Raw genomic sequence first — 14288 nt, 5'->3', positions numbered from 1 at the left:
CCAGCCCATTTAAGTCGCCTATGGCGAGGGGCTGGATGTCCTGAAGCTGATACTTTAATGGCTCCGATGCCGTGCAGCGTGGTGCACGGTACGGCCTGAACAGGAAACAGGAAGGAACAGAAATGGGAAAAAAAATGGACGCCAGAACGTACATTAAAATACGAGGCGCAAATGAAAATAACTTAAAAAATATCAGCCTGGATATCCCCAGGAATGAGCTTGTAGTACTAACAGGGCTGAGTGGCTCCGGAAAGTCTTCTCTTGCCTTTGATACCATTTATGCAGAAGGACAGAGGAGATATATGGAGTCTTTATCCTCCTATGCAAGACAATTCCTGGGACAGATGGAAAAGCCGAATGTAGAAAGCATAGAGGGACTTTCTCCGGCAATTTCAATTGATCAGAAATCCACAAACCACAACCCCCGTTCTACTGTGGGGACCGTGACAGAAATTTATGACTACCTCCGCCTGCTCTACGCCAGAATCGGAATTCCCCACTGCCCCAGCTGTGGGAAAGAGATTATGAAACAGACCGTAGATCAAATGGTGGATCAGGTAATGAATCTTCCTGAGGGCACCAAAATCCAACTTCTGGCACCTGTTGTCAGGGGAAGAAAAGGAACTCATGTCAAGCTGCTGGAGAGAGCCAAGCGAAGTGGTTATGTAAGGGTGAGAATTGACGGTAATCTATATGAATTATCCGAGGAAATCACTCTGGAAAAGAACATCAAGCATAATATTGAAATCATTGTAGACCGTCTCATCGTGAAACCAGGAATAGAGAAACGTCTGACGGACTCCGTGGAAAGCGTACTTACTTTGGCAGAGGGTTTGCTTATTGTGGACATTATCGGCGGGGAACCGATGAATTTCAGCCAGACCTTCGCATGCCCGGACTGCGGTATCAGCATTGAGGAGATTGAGCCCAGAAGCTTTTCCTTCAATAATCCCTTCGGTGCGTGTCCGGAGTGTTTCGGACTTGGATATAAGATGAAGTTTTCTGAAGACCTGATGATACCGGACCCATCTCTTAGTATTAGCAAAGGTGCAATTGTCGTAACCGGCTGGCAGTCCTGTACAGATAAATCCAGCTTTACCAGGGCAATCCTGGACGCACTGTGCCAAGAGTATCACTTTGATCTGGATACCCCTTTTGAGCAGTATCCGAAGGAAATACATGATGTCATTATCCATGGTACAAATGGGAAATCCATAAAAGTTTACTATAAAGGACACCGTGGGGAAGGAGTTTATGACGTTGTATTTGAAGGACTGGTTAAAAATGTGGAGAGGCGTTACCGTGAGACTGGTTCCGAGACTATGAAAGCTGAATATGAGAGCTTTATGAATATTACCCCCTGTCCTGAATGCGGAGGGCAGAGACTGAAAAAGGGAGCCCTGGCAGTTACCATCGGCGAAAAAAATATAGCGGAGTCTACCTCCATGTCTATTGCAAAGTTCCAAAAGTTTTTAAAAGAACTTCAACTGACAGAGACCCAGCAGATGATAGGCGGACAGATCTTGAAAGAAATTACCGCCCGTATTCAATTTCTGATGGATGTAGGACTGAATTATCTGACCCTGGCAAGAGCCGCTGCATCCCTATCAGGAGGGGAAGCACAACGTATCCGGCTGGCTACACAGATCGGCTCCGGGCTGGTTGGTGTCGCATATATTCTGGATGAACCAAGCATCGGTTTGCACCAGAGAGATAATGATAAGCTTCTTGTGACCTTAAAGCACCTTCGCGACCTTGGAAATTCACTAATTGTCGTAGAACACGATGAAGATACGATGCTTGCGGCGGACTGTGTGGTTGACATTGGGCCCGGTGCCGGAGAGTACGGCGGCGAGGTCGTTGCCATAGGTACAGCTAAAGAAATCATGAAAAATAAGAACTCCGTTACCGGCGCATATCTGAGCGGAAAAACTCAGATTCCGGTTCCTGAGAACCGTGAAAAGCCGACTGGCTTTCTCAAGGTAATTGGAGCCAGTGAAAACAATCTGAAAAATATTGATGTGGACATTCCTCTGGGAATCATGACCTGCGTGACTGGGGTATCCGGCTCAGGAAAAAGTTCTCTGGTCAATGAAATTCTCTATAAAAAACTGGCAAAAGAATTGAACCGCGCAAGAACCATTCCCGGAAAGCATAGGAGAATCGAGGGACTGGACCAGCTGGACAAGGTCATTGCCATAGACCAGTCTCCCATAGGACGTACTCCCCGCTCCAATCCTGCAACCTATACAGGTGTATTTGATTTAATCCGGGATTTATTTGCTGCGACTCCTGATGCAAAATCCAGGGGATACAAAAAAGGAAGGTTTAGCTTTAACGTTAAGGGAGGACGCTGCGAAGCCTGCAGCGGTGACGGAATTCTAAAAATTGAGATGCATTTCCTGCCGGACGTATATGTTCCCTGTGAGGTCTGCGGGGGAAAACGCTACAACAGAGAAACTCTGGAGGTCAAGTATAAGGGGAAGAACATCTATGATATCCTGAATATGACTGTAGAAGAAGCTTTCCAGTTTTTTGAGCATGTTCCCAGTATCCGAAGGAAAATGGAGACTTTAAATGATGTAGGTCTTTCCTATATCCGTCTGGGTCAGCCTTCTACAGAATTGTCCGGCGGTGAAGCTCAAAGAATAAAGCTGGCATCCGAACTAAGCAGGCGCAGTACAGGAAAAACCGTTTACATTCTGGATGAGCCTACAACGGGGCTTCATTTTGCAGATGTCCATAAACTGACAGAGATTCTGCGCCGTCTTTCAGGAGACGGAAATACGGTTATTGTAATTGAGCACAACCTGGACGTTATAAAAACTGCTGACTACATTATAGACATAGGCCCCGAAGGGGGCGACAAGGGAGGAACCATTGTCGCTGCCGGAACCCCGGAAGAAGTGGCGGAAAATCCAAACTCCTATACGGGAGAATATATCAATGCAATCCTCCGTAAAAACCGGAATCAATAAGAGAGAAAATCTGAAGTCCTGTTATAAAACATTAGAGAGGAAATCCGGGGAGCGCTTGCTGGAAAGCGCTCCCCGGATTTCCTCTCTATCTTTTTCTCTCACATTTCCGATATTTTACTTTTTGTCCGATTCTTCCCTCAATCCCAGAATGCCCTCCACCAAAAGTCTCACATCATCCAGGATGTAATCAAAAGCGCCTGCCCGAATCATATTGATCAGAACCAATCCTATCGGCACCGCCAAAATCATTCCGATTACGCTGCTCACCTTGTAACCTATATAAAGCAGAAGCAATGTTACCAGCGGATTCATACCCATACTGTCCCCAACCAGCTTTGGCTGGAGCAGCTGGCGTACCAACTGTGTCACAATATAAATAATAATAAGGGAAACTGTCATTTTATAATCTCCCATAAGCCCTGTATAAAGAGCCCAGGGTATCATTGCAGTGCCCGTCCCAAAGAATGGAAGAAAATCCAGGAATGCAATCAAAAATGCGATCAATACAGAATAATGCACTCCCAGTACTGCAAAACCGGCAAATAAGATAACAAACACAATTGCCATAATTTTAAACTGTGCCTTGAAGTATCCTCCTACCGCATATCTCAGGTTATCCATAACCAGATCCATTCGTTTTGCTACAGAAGGAGGTGACACCTTTTTCAGCCACTGAATCACCTCGTCCCGCTCTACAGTAAAGAAATAAGCTGACATCATCACTACAATAAAAGAAATCAGGTAAGAAGGAAGGCTCTTAGCAAAATTTCCGGCTGCTGTCATTGTAGGACGGCTGATTCTGGTAACCAGATTCCCCATAGACTGATCCAGGTTCTGTACCACAGCATTCCATCCATGCTGTACTCCCTCAGGCAGCCTTAAAAAAACGCCTGACATCGTATTCCCAATCTGCCTTAACCCGACTTCAAGCTGGGCATATAAGCCTGGGAAGTTCTCAACCAAGTCTCCTACCTCCGCTGTAATCCTGCTGAACGCAAAATAAATTAGCATTACAATCAGAACCAGCACCACAACTACAATCAGGGCGGAACCCAGCTTTTTCACAATCTTCAGCCTCTTCTCCAACCAGTTGACTACCGGAGATGCAATGGAAGATATAATCCATCCTATTACAAACGGCATCAAAAAGCCCAGAGCTTTTATTCCGATAATTACAAAGGCGGCTGTTGCCGCCAGGCTAAAAATAAGACTCACAACAATCTGCCAATAGGGACGTCGTCTGCTCTCCATCGTCAATCCACCTCGGTTCTCTCTAGACACTCTGTCTCTACAAACTCCCATATCTCATCCCTTCCCTGCTTTGTCGCAGAGGAAAAGGGGATGACAACGGAATCTTTTTCCAGCTCCAGGCCCTCTCTGACCATTTTTACATGCTTCTGCACCTGGCTCCTTTTAAGTTTGTCCAGTTTTGTAGCTATAATAACAGGCTTAAATCCCTGGTCTACAATCCACCGGTACATCATCTTGTCATTGGCGGATGGCTCATGCCGGATATCAATCAGTAAAAATATTGCCCTGAGCTGCCTGGAACCATGCAGATACCGTTCAATCAACTTCCCCCACTGAGCCTTTTCCTTTTCGGAAACTTTAGCGTATCCATAGCCAGGAAGATCTACAAGGTACATCTCTTCATTGATATTATAAAAATTGATTGTCTGGGTTTTCCCTGGTGTAGCGGAAATCCTGGCATAGGATTTCCGGTTCATCAGGGCATTAATTAAAGAGGATTTGCCCACATTTGATTTGCCGGCAAATGCGATTTCCGGTTTATCATTATCTGGAAGTATGCTTGTGATTCCACAGACTGTTTCTAAGTTAATATTCCTGATTACCATATAATTCTCCTGTTTACTTTCCCGTTGTGTATGTCTCTGTTACAAGTGCCGTCTTCAATACTTCATCCATATGTTCCACAGGAAGGATTTCCAGACCCTTTGTGATCTCAGAGGAAAGTTCCTCTACATCTGCCTGATTTTTCTTTGGAATCATCACGGTCTTAATGCCGGCGTTTTTAGCAGCAAGCAGTTTTTCCTTGAGTCCGCCAATAGGAAGTACCCTTCCCCGAAGCGTAACCTCACCAGTCATTGCCAGATCCGCCCTGACCTTATGTCCTGTTATGGCGGACAGCATAGCCGTTGCCATAGTTATGCCCGCTGAAGGACCATCCTTTGGCACTGCTCCTTCCGGTATGTGCACGTGAATATCGTGCTTTTCAAAGAAATCCTCTGCAATCTGATATTTTGGGCTTACAGAACGTATATAACTGATTCCGGTTCTTGCAGACTCTTTCATCACATCACCGAGCTGCCCAGTGAGCATAATATCGCCTTTTCCAGGCATAATGTTCACTTCAATCTGCAGCGTATCTCCTCCTACACTGGTCCACGCAAGCCCCCGTACAATACCGACTTCATCTGATGTGTTCGCCATCTGATAAGTGTACTTCTCTTTGCCGAGATATTTATGGATGTTCTTTTCTGTTATTATAACCCTATTTTTCTTTATTGTCAGTATCTCTTTAGCCGCTTTTCTGCAAATATCCCCAATCTTTCTTTCCAGCTGTCTGACTCCGGCTTCCTTCGTATAGTTCCGAACTATCTTCCCTATTGCCTGTTTACTGAAGGATAACTGCTCTTCCTTGAGTCCATGCTTCTGAATCTGCTTTGGAATCAGGTGTTCCACAGCAATATGAAGCTTTTCATTTTCAGTATAGCTGCTGACTTCAATCACCTCCATACGATCCAGGAGGGGCCTTGGTATAGTTTGAAGTGTATTTGCCGTTGTTATAAACAATACTTCCGACAAATCCAGAGGTACTTCCAGATAGTGATCACGGAACTTGCTGTTCTGCTCGCTGTCCAATACCTCTAAAAGAGCAGAAAATGTATCCCCCTTATAATCTGTACTTACTTTATCAATCTCATCCAAAAGCATCACCGGATTTCTCACACCTGCCATTTTCATGGCATTTGCAATTCTTCCCGGCATTGCCCCCACATAAGTTTTTCTGTGTCCGCGGATTTCTGCCTCATCCCGGACTCCTCCAAGGGAAATTCTAACATAGGGCTTCTTCAGCGCTGTTGCAAGGGATCTGGCAATGGATGTCTTTCCTGTTCCAGGAGGGCCTACAATACATAAAATAGGGCTTTCTCCTTTTTTCGTCAAAGAGCGGACGGCCAGGAATTCTAACACCCTCTCCTTAACCTGCTCCAGTCCATAATGATCTGCATCCAGGATTTCCTGGGCGTATACAAGGTCATTGCTGTCCTTTGCTGCCTTATTCCAGGGCATTTCCAAAAGCGTCTCAATATAAGTACGAATGACGCCGCTCTCCGCAGGGCTGCCCGGTGAGCTCTTGAAGCGTTTGATTTCCTTCGCCAGCTTTTCTTTCACTTCTTTGGGTGCTTTTAATGCTTTTGCAGCTTTCTCAAATTCATCTGCATCAGAAATTGTAGTATCATCCCCCAGCTCTTCCCGGATTAGTTTTAACTGCTCTCGAAGAATATATTCTTTCTGGTGCTTATCCACCCGTTCCTTTACCTTTAGCTGGATTTCTTCTTTAATATCCATAATCTGTACTTCATTCACCAGCTTAAAGGCAAGTACTTCATATCTCTTCCAAAAATCTGTCTCATTTAGAATTTCCTGCAAATCCGTATAGAACAAAGGTATATTTGCTGCAATCTCATCTACAAGCTTTTTCAGACCTTTTACTTCTAATATCTGGGCAACTGCCTCTTTAGACAACTTTCCATTTTTGGCAGCAAAATCTACGAACATGTCCTTTAGTCCGCGCTCCATGGCCTTTCCATTCAAATCCTCAGGAATCGTAGCATGATCATCATCAACTACTTCCACCTCAGCACGCAGATAAGGTTCCTCATACTCGATTCTTTCAAGTACCCCCCTTGTCTCTCCTGCTACAAGAACCCGTACAATTTGTCTGGGAAGCTTAATAATCTGTTTAATTGTTCCTATAGTCCCTACTTCAAACAAATCCTCCTGGCCGGGCTTCTCTGTCTCCGTCTCTCTCTGGGTTATCATAAAAATCTTCTGATCTTCTACCATAGCTTCCTGAACCGCTGCTATGGACTGCTGGCGGCTCACATCAAAATGTACAATCATCTCCGGCATAATCGTCATGCCCCTAAGTGCCACCATAGGAAGGCTCTGCGTCTCACTTTTCATATTGTCTCCTTTTCCTATTATACAAAATAGAGTTTCGCTCGCGAAACTCGCGCCTGGGTTGGCCGCACAGCGGCAGCTTCCTTATACAGCCCAGTGCGCATCCCGCCCGGAGGGCTTTTTACTTTATAGGATGCGCATCCTATAAAGTAAAAAAGCGGATACATGGTTTTCCCATTGCACCCGCCCTAATCTCTCATGAAGTTCTTTTCCCTAAGCTCGAAAACACCTCGCCAAGCTCAAAGAACGACCTCGCACTAGGCTCGACAATACCTCACCAAGTTGCTTTCGGTCTATGCACTTTCTGATGTCAGGAATGATCTGCGTTCTTCCCCATCACATTCATACAATGGGCTTCCCGTTCCTTTCACCACTTCTTTCGTTATCCGGCATCCTTTGATTGTATCATCAGACGGAACTTTAAACATTGTATCCATCATAATCGTCTCCATAATCGCCCGCAAACCTCTTGCCCCTGTCTTTCTGGCAAGAGATGTCTCCGCAATTTCATAGAGGGCATCCTTATCAAATTCCAGCCTCACTCCGTCCAGCTCTAACAGCTTTTGATACTGCTTTACAATTGCACTCTTCGGCTCTGTCAGAATTCTAATTAAAGCTTCTTTATCCAGCATCTCCAGTGAGACAGTGACCGGCAGACGCCCGACCAGCTCCGGTATCAGTCCAAACTTCACCAAATCCTGGGGCAGAACCTGATGGAGCAGAACATCCACATTTCGCTCTTGCTTAGAAGCAATCTCTGCATTAAATCCAATAGATTTCTTATCCAGACGTGTCTCAATCAACTTGTCAATTCCTTCGAAGGCACCCCCGCAGATAAACAGGATATTCGTCGTATCGATCTGTATCAGTTCCTGATGAGGATGCTTTCTGCCTCCCTGAGGAGGTACAGATGCAACAGTACCTTCTACAATCTTCAGCAGTGCCTGCTGTACCCCTTCACCTGATACATCACGGGTAATGGAAGGGTTTTCAGATTTTCTTGTAATTTTATCAATCTCGTCAATATATATAATACCATGTTCTGCACGCTCAATATCACCGTCCGCAGCCTGAATGACTTTCAGCAGAATATTTTCCACATCTTCACCCACATAACCGGCTTCTGTTAGTGCCGTAGCATCTGCAATTGCAAATGGTACATTCAATATTCTCGCAAGTGTCTGGGCAAGCAGCGTCTTACCGCAGCCGGTAGGCCCCAGCATTAATATGTTACTTTTCTGCAGCTCAACTCCCAAATCCTGCTCTGCCATAATCCGCTTGTAGTGATTATATACGGCTACAGAAAGAACTTTCTTTGCCTCCTCCTGACCAATAACATATTCATCCAAAAAGGCTTTCATTTCTTCCGGTGTCAGAAGATTAATATCTTCAAATTTTTTTCCTTCGTCGTATTCGAACTCTTCTTCAATAATTTCCGCGCACACATCAATGCACTCATCACAGATATATGCCCCATTGGGGCCTGCTATCAGCTTGCGCACTTGTGCCTGTGTCTTATTACAGAAGGAACATCTCACTGTATCATCACTTACTCTTCCTGCCATAATGCTCTTCACCTCACGTTGCCATTAGTGTCTGGCAATTACCTCATCTATTAATCCATATTCCTTTGCTTCCTGGGCAGACATGAAGTTATCTCTCTCGGTATCTCTTTTGATAACTTCCAGGTCCTGTCCGGTATTCTCAGCCATAATCTGGTTTAATTTCTGACGGGTCTTCAAAATGTGTTCGGCCGCAATCTGGATTTCCGTTGCCTGTCCCTGCGTCCCGCCTGAAGGCTGATGAATCATAATTTCTGCATTAGGGAGTGCAAAACGCTTTCCCTTCTTTCCGCCTGAAAGCAAAAATGCCCCCATACTTGCAGCCATGCCAATACACACAGTAGAAACATCGCATTTAATGTACTGCATTGTATCATAAATCGCCAGTCCGGCCGTCACAGAACCTCCCGGACTATTAATATATAACTGTATATCTTTATCCGGGTCATCTGCCTCCAGGAAAAGCAGCTGTGCTACAATCACACTTGCTGACACATCATTTACATCTTCTCCCAGAAAAATAATTCTTTCTTTTAATAACCTTGAATAAATGTCGTAGGAGCGTTCCCCACGACTCGTCTGTTCAATGACGTAAGGTACTAAACTCATTCATGTCCCTCCTGATTATTCCTCAACTGCCGCATCGGCAAGCACTGTAACTGCTTCCTGTACAGCAATATCCTGCTTGATTTGTTTCTTCTCGTTATCACCCATGAATTCTTTTAACTTATCCACTTCCATCTGATATGCTTCTGCCATCTTCTGTAATTCTTCATCCAGACGTTCATCAGAAACCTCAATATTTTCAGCTTTTACAACAGCCTCTAAAACCAGTCTGGTCTTAATCTGCTTGTCAGCCTGGGGTCTCATTTCTTCTTCCATCTTCTCCGCTGTCATTCCGGTAAACTGGAAGTACTGCTCCATAGACAGTCCCTGCTGCTGGATACGGCGTGCAAAATCATCTCTCATCTGCTTTACCTGCATATCAATCATAGCCTGTGGAATATCCATCTGGGCATTCTCTACTGCCTGCTCTACTGCCTGGTTTTCTTTCTTTTCTTTCGCTTCACGCTCTTTACGCTCTTTAATGTTTTTCTTTACTTCTGCTTTGTAAGCTTCTAAAGTTTCGCACTCAGACACTTCTGAAGCAAATTCATCGTCAAGTTCTGGAAGCTCTTTTGCCTTAATCTCATGTACTGTGCATTTAAATACAGCATCCTTGCCAGCCAGTTCTACCGCCTGATATTCTTCCGGGAAAGTAACCTTCACATCCAGTTCTTTGCCAATTTCAGCGCCAATCAACTGCTCTTCAAAGCCTGGAATAAATGAACCGGAACCAATCGTAAGCGGATAGTTCTCACCCTTGCCGCCTTCAAATGCTTCTCCGTCTACAAAACCTTCAAAATCCAGTACTACCTGATCTTTGTCCTGAACCGCACGATCTGTTACATCGACCGTTCTCGCACTCTTTTCACGTTCTTTGTCGATTTCTTCGTCAATCTCTTTTGCTGTAACTCTGGTAGAGCCTTTGTCTACCTTCAGTCCTTTATATTCACCAAGAGTAACTTCCGGCTTCACTGCAACCTCTGCTGTAAAAATGAAAGGTTTTCCCTTTTCCATCTGAACAACATCAATCTGCGGCTGAGAAACAAGTTCCAGTTCACACTCGTCATATGCTTTACTATATGCTTCCGGAATTATCTGGTTTGCTGCTTCATCATAGAACACTTCTGGTCCATACATCTTTTCAATCATCTGTCTCGGTACTTTCCCTTTGCGGAAACCTGGCAGGTTCATCTGCTTACGCTGTTTTAAATAGGAAGCCTGAAGTGCCTTCTCCACATCCTCTGCTGGAACCTCGATCGTCAGCTTCACCATGTTATGTTCTAAATTTTCTACCTGTAAACTCATTTTTTATTTTCCTCCTTGATTCGTACCATTCAAATTCAAATGCAAATTCTCTAAACTTTCGCAGTCATTGAAACAGTATAGCACATTCAGCTTTAATTTTCCAGTAGTTTGTTATATAAATACGATTGACTTTCCTATTTCTTCTGACTTTTCCAGTCCGCATAATTTTGAAATCAATTCCAAAGAAAAAGGAATTGCTGTGCCTACTCCGCGGCTCGTAATAATTTGTCCGTCCACTGCAACCGGACTCTGCACTACCCTTGCACCTGTAAGCTTCTCCTCCATGGCCGGATAGGAACACGCGGTACGCCCCTCCAGAAAACCAAGGCCCCCTAAAATACTTGGCGCAGCACAAATTGCAGCAATATATTTCTTCTGAGCATACTGCTCTTCCAGAAGCTTTTTCAGTCCCTGATGTTCCTGAAGGTTGGCAGTCCCAGGCATCCCGCCCGGAAGCACCAGCATATCCATGCCGGAGAAATCCTGCTCTTCAAATAAAACATCTGCTTTCACTATAATGTCATGGGCGCCATGAATATCCAGCCTTCCCGTTATAGATACCATACTTGTATCCACACCTGCCCGTCTCAATAAATCCACAACTGTAAGCCCTTCAATTTCCTCAAAACCATCTGCCAGAAACACACTGACCTGCTTCATATTCCTTTCCTCCTTCAAGTTTTACATCCGCATTTTTACATGTCCTCAGTGTAGCAAATGATATTTAAAAATGCAATGGTTTACATTTCATACATACCGTACTATGATAAACAAAAAGCAAAAAGGAGTTTCTTTATGGAAATTGAACGCAAATATCTGATAGACAGAAAAAACCTGCCGGCTGATCTTCATTCTTATCCCAGCCGCCATATAGAACAAGGCTATCTCTGCACAGAGCCTGTTGTCCGTATCCGCAGAGACCAGGAAGAATATTTCCTGACCTATAAATCGAAAGGGCTTATGGTAAGAGAAGAATACAACCTTCCTCTCACAGCCGAGTCTTATGCACATCTGAGGTCTAAAATTGACGGAAGATTAATTCAGAAGACCCGTTATATGCTCCCATTAGAGGGAAACCTAACAATTGAACTGGATATTTTTCTGGAAGACCTTGCGCCCCTGATTCTAGCAGAAGTCGAGTTTCCTGATGAGGAGTCTGCAAACACGTTTAAACCGCCTGCATGGTTTGGAGAAGATGTCACATTTTCCTCCCAATATCATAACAGTACACTCAGCAAATAGCAACTTGTTGTTGCAATTAATCACAAATCTACGTTTCGTGTCATACATATCTATTTACAGGGAAAATTGCTATAATCTATGAAGAATTTTCAATTCCTGTGAATGGAGGTGCGGCATTGTCTAATATACAACTAGTAGAAAACTTATACATCCTGAGAAAAGCACATAATTATACACAAGAAACATTAGGCAAAATGCTTAACATTTCCAGGCAGGCATATTCCAATTATGAGACGAGTAAGCGTACCCCTGATTTGGACCTTTTAATTAAACTTTCACAAATTTATGGCGTCACATTGGACCAGCTTGTTAACCAGCCATACACTGCAAATGGAATTATAAGAGAGCAAAAAGGCCCCTATGCACCCGGCATGGAAATAGGGAGCGGCGATATGCTTTATCTTACAGCAGAGGAAGTCGATGTCATTAAAAAGTATCGTAAAATAGATGGTGAATATAAAATCATAATAGATAAGCTTCTGAACAGATAAGTGAAGAATTAATCGAGTAGGAGGCAGTGACTAACCGCCGTCCTCTCACAGCACCGTGCGTACCGTTCGGTACACGGCGCTTTCAATAGTTGATGTGCACAGACTGATAGGCTGTGGCTAAGTCATAAAAGCCACTGTTTATCAGTCTTTCTTTTGTTAATGCTCTGTTGACCGCACCCATACCCGATACATACCAGTATTTCCTTCGGCTATTGGCCGCCTGGTGTGCAAAATATTCGGGTATGCCAAGCTTCATCAGATTGCGTTTCTTGGTTTTCGGTTTCTTCCATTGTTTCCAAATACACATACGAATCCGATGGTAAAGCCACCCGTTGATGGCATCAATGGGATTTTTAATCCTTGCAGTTCCGTAATAGTTAAGCCATCCTCTGGCATATACCTTTATCTTTTCCAATGCCGGTCGTATGCTCTGAACAGACCTTCGGGAAGAAAGCTCTTTCAGCTTGGATTTAAACTTCTTCCATGACTTCGGATGAACTCGGACAAATATACCCTCCCCGTTCCTTCCCAATGCGAAGCCAAGGAATTTAAAATTTCGGATTGCAAACACACTGACCACACGACTTTTATCTTTGTTTACGGTCAGCTTAAGCTTTCCTTCAAGATAATTCGTGCTTGTCTCCAAAAGTCTCTTTGCGGCTCTTTCGCTCTTTGCCAACACAACGATATCATCTGCATAACGTACGAACGGAACTCCTCTCTTTTGGAATTCTTGGTCAAACTCATTGAGATAAACATTTGCCAGTAGTGGAGACAGATTTCCACCCTGTGGTGAACCTTCCTCTGTGTCCACGACTACTCCATCTTCCAGGACACCACTCCTCAAGTACCTCTTAATCCACTGTATTACTCTTTCATCCTTCACATTTCTCCGAAGAATGTTCAGCAATAATTCGTGGTTCAGGGTGTCAAAGTACCTCGAGAGGTCAATTGATACTGCATAGCGATAACCCTCTTCTGCATACTCCTTCACCTTAATGATGGCATCTTTCGCATTTCTTCCCGGGCGATAACCGAAGCTTCCATCCGAGAATTGCGCTTCATAAATCGGCATCAGTTGTTGTGCAATGGCTTGCTGAAAAATACGGTCTTTGACTGTTGGAATACCAAGCTTTCGCATTCCACCGTCTGCTTTTGGGATTTCTTTGCCCCTTACCGGGTCGGGTGTATATTTCCCCTTGTATATCCTCTCGATAATGGTTTCTTGATTATCCCGTAGGTATGCACCTATCTCATCAACGCTTATTCCGTCAATTCCCGGTGCTCCCTTGCTTGCCTTCACCCTTTTATAAGCTCTGTTTAAGTTGTCCTTATACAGTATCTTCTCCAAGAGTTCTGGCTGTGCACTGTCCTTTTCTTTCCATATCGAGCGGAATGACCTACGCACTTCCGCATACCCTTCATGTTCCGCACTATCTCTTTGCGGACAGTCTCTGTTATCAGAGTTTTCTGCCTTCATCAGCCATTCCTCCTTTCTCGGTTATACTTGGGACTCCTATTGATTCGGTCCTTCACCTCTCGACTACTACGACCTCTGCTGACTTCTGCATGTTCAGTATTACCTTGCGATAATAGTTACTCCTTTCAGAGCGCATCATGCAGATCTCCCCGGGTACTCGCACGTTCCTTCTCTCCATCCATCTGCCATATTTACCACAATCGGTTCCGTGTAGTTATTGGGCTTCAACTTGTATAGCAGCCTTACCCCCGATTTTAGCCTGATATGATTTCTGTGCGTCAGACCAGAGATTTGCCATCCGGCTTCCTTCAGATTCGTAGTCACCCACAACACCCTTGCCATTGGCTATGTCCTTCCTACTACCAGGCGGACTCGGGACTCACACCCGTTGAAACGTGCGCCCGCCGGGCGCACTATA

12 protein-coding genes are annotated in these 14288 nt (G+C 44.5%); 3 read left to right on the top strand and 9 right to left on the bottom strand.

Going from position 1 to position 14288, the window contains the following annotated elements; translation table 11 throughout:
• Window positions 1–122 precede the first annotated feature (122 nt).
• Window positions 123–2978, top strand: a complete 2856-nt coding sequence (uvrA, locus tag A8805_RS16410; protein WP_109713136.1) for an excinuclease ABC subunit UvrA — start codon at window positions 123–125, stop codon at window positions 2976–2978.
• A gap of 114 nt (window positions 2979–3092) precedes the next feature.
• Here uvrA and ytvI read toward each other — a convergent pair whose 3' ends face one another.
• The 7 genes from ytvI to A8805_RS16375 all read right to left on the bottom strand — a co-directional run bounded on the left by ytvI (window position 3093) and on the right by A8805_RS16375 (window position 11317).
• The gene (gene ytvI / locus A8805_RS16405) at window positions 3093–4229 is read right to left on the bottom strand and encodes a sporulation integral membrane protein YtvI (protein WP_109713134.1); all 1137 of its coding nucleotides are present in this window, start codon (window positions 4227–4229) and stop codon (window positions 3093–3095) included.
• A 2-nt stretch (window positions 4230–4231) separates the two neighbouring features.
• Window positions 4232–4834, bottom strand: a complete 603-nt coding sequence (yihA, locus tag A8805_RS16400; RefSeq protein ID WP_109713132.1) for a ribosome biogenesis GTP-binding protein YihA/YsxC — start codon at window positions 4832–4834, stop codon at window positions 4232–4234.
• A 13-nt stretch (window positions 4835–4847) separates the two neighbouring features.
• Window positions 4848–7187, bottom strand: coding sequence for an endopeptidase La (gene lon / locus A8805_RS16395; RefSeq protein ID WP_109713130.1), 2340 nt, complete (start codon window positions 7185–7187; stop codon window positions 4848–4850).
• Between the two features lie 290 nt (window positions 7188–7477).
• Entirely contained in the window at window positions 7478–8749 is a 1272-nt protein-coding gene (gene clpX, locus A8805_RS16390) for an ATP-dependent Clp protease ATP-binding subunit ClpX (RefSeq protein WP_109713128.1), read from the bottom strand.
• Between the two features lie 24 nt (window positions 8750–8773).
• Window positions 8774–9355 carry an ATP-dependent Clp endopeptidase proteolytic subunit ClpP gene (gene clpP, locus A8805_RS16385; protein ID WP_109713126.1) on the bottom strand — a complete coding sequence of 194 codons (582 nt, stop codon included), beginning with the start codon at window positions 9353–9355 and terminating at the stop codon, window positions 8774–8776.
• A 15-nt stretch (window positions 9356–9370) separates the two neighbouring features.
• Window positions 9371–10657, bottom strand: coding sequence for a trigger factor (gene tig, locus A8805_RS16380; RefSeq protein WP_109713124.1), 1287 nt, complete (start codon window positions 10655–10657; stop codon window positions 9371–9373).
• A gap of 111 nt (window positions 10658–10768) precedes the next feature.
• On the bottom strand, window positions 10769–11317 hold the full coding sequence (locus tag A8805_RS16375; protein ID WP_109713122.1) for a DJ-1 family glyoxalase III: 549 nt from the start codon (window positions 11315–11317) through the stop codon (window positions 10769–10771).
• A 135-nt stretch (window positions 11318–11452) separates the two neighbouring features.
• Between A8805_RS16375 and A8805_RS16370 the strand changes: the two genes are divergently transcribed.
• Window positions 11453–11899: a CYTH domain-containing protein gene (locus A8805_RS16370; protein ID WP_109713120.1), complete on the top strand. Its 447-nt coding sequence runs from the start codon at window positions 11453–11455 to the stop codon at window positions 11897–11899.
• A gap of 116 nt (window positions 11900–12015) precedes the next feature.
• Entirely contained in the window at window positions 12016–12390 is a 375-nt protein-coding gene (locus A8805_RS16365; protein WP_109713118.1) for a helix-turn-helix transcriptional regulator, read from the top strand.
• An 82-nt stretch (window positions 12391–12472) separates the two neighbouring features.
• Here the strand turns inward: A8805_RS16365 and ltrA are convergent, their stop codons facing one another.
• Window positions 12473–13870, bottom strand: a complete 1398-nt coding sequence (ltrA, locus tag A8805_RS16360; RefSeq protein ID WP_109713116.1) for a group II intron reverse transcriptase/maturase — start codon at window positions 13868–13870, stop codon at window positions 12473–12475.
• Between the two features lie 135 nt (window positions 13871–14005).
• Entirely contained in the window at window positions 14006–14212 is a 207-nt protein-coding gene (locus A8805_RS16355; RefSeq protein WP_242992448.1) for a hypothetical protein, read from the bottom strand.
• Between the last annotated feature and the right edge of the window lie 76 nt (window positions 14213–14288).

It is taken from the genome of Faecalicatena contorta, from assembly GCF_003149105.1.
GTDB classification, from domain to species: Bacteria; Bacillota; Clostridia; order Lachnospirales; family Lachnospiraceae; genus Muricomes; species Muricomes contortus_C.
Note: the sequence above shows the minus strand (reverse complement) of the source record. Positions and strands in the feature narration are given on the sequence as shown.

Coding starts and splice junctions, on each gene's coding strand:
- uvrA (WP_109713136.1), top strand. CDS start 123: ATGGGAAAAAAAATGGACGCCAGAACGTACATTAAAATACGAGGCGCA.
- lon (WP_109713130.1), bottom strand. CDS start 7,187: ATGAAAAGTGAGACGCAGAGCCTTCCTATGGTGGCACTTAGGGGCATG.
- A8805_RS16370 (WP_109713120.1), top strand. CDS start 11,453: ATGGAAATTGAACGCAAATATCTGATAGACAGAAAAAACCTGCCGGCT.
- A8805_RS16355 (WP_242992448.1), bottom strand. CDS start 14,212: ATGGCAAGGGTGTTGTGGGTGACTACGAATCTGAAGGAAGCCGGATGG.
- ytvI (WP_109713134.1), bottom strand. CDS start 4,229: ATGGAGAGCAGACGACGTCCCTATTGGCAGATTGTTGTGAGTCTTATT.
- A8805_RS16375 (WP_109713122.1), bottom strand. CDS start 11,317: ATGAAGCAGGTCAGTGTGTTTCTGGCAGATGGTTTTGAGGAAATTGAA.
- tig (WP_109713124.1), bottom strand. CDS start 10,657: ATGAGTTTACAGGTAGAAAATTTAGAACATAACATGGTGAAGCTGACG.
- clpX (WP_109713128.1), bottom strand. CDS start 8,749: ATGGCAGGAAGAGTAAGTGATGATACAGTGAGATGTTCCTTCTGTAAT.
- yihA (WP_109713132.1), bottom strand. CDS start 4,834: ATGGTAATCAGGAATATTAACTTAGAAACAGTCTGTGGAATCACAAGC.
- ltrA (WP_109713116.1), bottom strand. CDS start 13,870: ATGAAGGCAGAAAACTCTGATAACAGAGACTGTCCGCAAAGAGATAGT.
- clpP (WP_109713126.1), bottom strand. CDS start 9,355: ATGAGTTTAGTACCTTACGTCATTGAACAGACGAGTCGTGGGGAACGC.